Annotated in this window: 1 protein-coding gene and 1 pseudogene; both read right to left on the minus strand. The window is 60.2% G+C overall.

Translation table 11 applies throughout. The features are described 5' to 3' along the window. Positions 1 to 665, minus strand: a pseudogene (locus tag HMPREF3140_RS14790) (mechanosensitive ion channel protein MscS); the annotation flags it as partial. A gap of 163 nt (positions 666 to 828) precedes the next feature. Further along, positions 829 to 2,095, minus strand: a 1,267-nt coding sequence (locus HMPREF3140_RS14795) for a FumA C-terminus/TtdB family hydratase beta subunit (protein ID WP_228705080.1), incomplete at its 5' end; no start/stop codon positions are given.

Consider the following 2,095-nt stretch of genomic DNA (forward strand, 5'->3'; position numbering starts at 1 on the left):
GGGGCGGCCAGTCGCCGCCGCCCCCTGTACCCGAGAAAGATGACCAGCACAGCATAGAGTCGAACTTCAATATTGCCGAGATAGCGCCGCCAGTGCTGCGGTATGGCGCTACGTTTTTCGAGGATCCGCAGCAGGAAAAAACGTCGCACCCGCCGCCAGGCGCGGAAGGCGCCGTAGTAAAACAGCGCCAGCAGCAGCGCCCCGGCCAGGGCTTTACCGGCGGAGATGAACAGATAGCGGTTGTTGAACTGCTCCTGGAGGCTGGTGCGCTGGGCTTCCATACGCGCCAGCACCCGCTGGGCTGCCTGGTCGAGGGTTAAATCATCGCCCTCGTCGAGATCCGCCTGGCTCAGCAGCAGCACCGGTTTGCCGTTCATCAGAAACAGCCGGCCTGGCTGACCATAGCGGATAACCGGCACGACCCGCAGCGGCTGGCGAATATCATCTTCGGTGAAGGCGCGCAGGGCGCTGCGGGTGCGCAAAACGCGCTCTTCGGGCGTGGTCTGGCCAAAGGTGGCCTGCAACATGACGACAGGTTGGTGGAAAATCGTGACCGTGCGTGCCTGCTCGCGCGCGGTTGGCTGCTGTCGCGGTTCGGCGGCCAGCGCCGGCTGGAGCACCAGCAGCGCCAGCGCCCAGAGGATAACGATGCTCATCCTGTTCATTGAGGCACCTGAGATAAGAATTATTGTTATTTTTCAGCAAAAAACGGAGGGCTTGTAGTTGAGCATAGCCTGGTGCGAAGTGAATTCAAGCTGGGGAAACGCGGACATAAAAAAAGCCGTCGCCCAAACGGCGACGGCCTGATATCAGCGTCAGAGGATAGCGTTAGCCGTGCTGTTTACAGCCCGCGCACTGCTTATTCTGGATCTGCTGGAAGAAGTCGTTGCCTTTATCATCGACGAGGATAAACGCCGGAAAATCTTCCACTTCGATTTTCCAGATAGCTTCCATCCCCAGTTCCGGATAGGCCACGCACTCGAGGCTCTTGATACTCTGCTGGGCGAGCACTGCCGCCGGGCCGCCGATGCTTCCAAGGTAGAAGCCGCCGTGTTTATGGCAGGCATCGGTCACCTGCTGGCTGCGGTTGCCTTTCGCCAGCATCACCATGCTCGCGCCGTGGGACTGCAGCAGATCAACGTAAGAGTCCATGCGGCCGGCAGTGGTTGGGCCGAGGGAGCCGGAAGCGTAACCGGCTGGCGTTTTTGCCGGGCCCGCGTAGTAGATCGGGTGATCTTTGACGTACTGCGGCAGCGCCTCGCCGTTGTCGATAAGCTCCTTCAGCTTGGCGTGGGCGATGTCGCGGGCCACGATAATGGTGCCGTTAAGGCTCAGGCGGGTGGAGACCGGATGTGCCGACAGCTGCGCCAGGATCTCGCTCATCGGCTGATTCAGGTTGATGCTTACCACTTCGCCTTCGCCGGCCTGACGCAGATGTTCAGGAATATATTTTCCCGGATTGCTCTCCAGCTTCTCGATCCAGATACCGTCGCGGTTAATTTTGGCTTTGATATTGCGGTCGGCGGAGCAGGAGACACCCATGCCGATCGGGCAGGAGGCGCCGTGGCGCGGCAGACGGATCACCCGGATATCGTGGGCGAAGTATTTCCCGCCAAACTGCGCGCCGAGGCCGAGGTTCTGCGCTTCCTGCAGCAGCTCTTGCTCCAGCTGCACGTCGCGGAACGCCTGACCGTGTTCGTTGCCTTCGGTCGGCAGACCGTCGTAATAGCGGGTCGAGGCCAGTTTGACGGTCTTCAGCGTCGCTTCCGCCGAGGTGCCGCCGATCACAAACGCGATGTGGTACGGCGGGCAGGCGGCGGTACCGAGGGTGCGCATCTTCTCAACGAGGTAGTTTTTCAGCTTCGCCGGGGTGATCAGGGCCTTGGTTTCCTGGTACAGATAGGTTTTGTTGGCGGAACCGCCGCCTTTCGCCATGCACAGGAACTTATATTCTTCACCGTCGACGCTGTAGAGATCGATCTGCGCCGGCAGGTTGGTGCCGGTGTTAACCTCTTTATACATATCCAGCGGCGCGTTCTGTGAGTAGCGCAGGTTATCTTCGGTATAGGTGTTGTACACCCCCTGCGCCAGGGCG

Origin of the sequence: Klebsiella sp. HMSC16A12 (assembly GCF_001808265.1) — a bacterium.
GTDB lineage: Bacteria > Pseudomonadota > Gammaproteobacteria > Enterobacterales > Enterobacteriaceae > Klebsiella > Klebsiella pneumoniae.